At 40.7% G+C, this 568-nt stretch carries 1 protein-coding gene; it reads left to right on the top strand.

Annotated elements, in window-relative coordinates:
* Positions 1-22 precede the first annotated feature (22 nt).
* The gene (locus AD944_RS16515; protein WP_145912888.1) at positions 23-496 is read left to right on the top strand and encodes an AMP-binding protein; all 474 of its coding nucleotides are present in this window, start codon (positions 23-25) and stop codon (positions 494-496) included.
* The last annotated feature ends 72 nt before the right edge of the window (positions 497-568 follow it).

Below are 568 nucleotides of genomic sequence, written 5' to 3'. Positions count from 1 at the left end.
TATAATATAGGAAGTATTTCAAGTGCTAACAGGCCCTAGTCAAATTGTCAAATCAGATATATTGTCACTTTCTGAAAAATCTCGAAAAGAACAGTTTAATGTTCTTTGTTGTATCGGAATTGATATTCTTGCTGGCTATCAGATAGGATTGTCTGCGCTCGCTGCTGGCTGTTGTATCAAAATTTTTGATCCAGTCCAGATTGGTCTTATTATCGCACGTCACGAGCCAACGGCTATTGTTGTGTCTCCACTCCACCTTGAATATGTCATAAATTCAATTTCTCCACTTTCCGTTGCACAAGATAATCTTGAAATCATCGTCGTGGGCGGACGTCTTCCAGTAGAACTGGAACGAAAGACAAAAGAGAAGCTAAGTAAAAAAATATATACGCTATATGGAACAGAAGAGGCAGGAATAATTGCAGTAAAGAAATATGATCATCACTCTGAACATAAAAGTGCAGGGGTAATCCCCCCATTTTTAGTCGGGCGTTGAATGAGAATTCAGGCAGCTGTTTTTAGTTTCTGGGCGGGGGTTAGCCCGCTGTTCCCCATGTTGGGTCTGTCA

The organism is Acetobacter tropicalis, assembly GCF_001580915.1.
Taxonomy (GTDB): Bacteria; Pseudomonadota; Alphaproteobacteria; order Acetobacterales; family Acetobacteraceae; genus Acetobacter; species Acetobacter tropicalis.
This window is presented reverse-complemented; position numbering and strand designations above follow the sequence as displayed.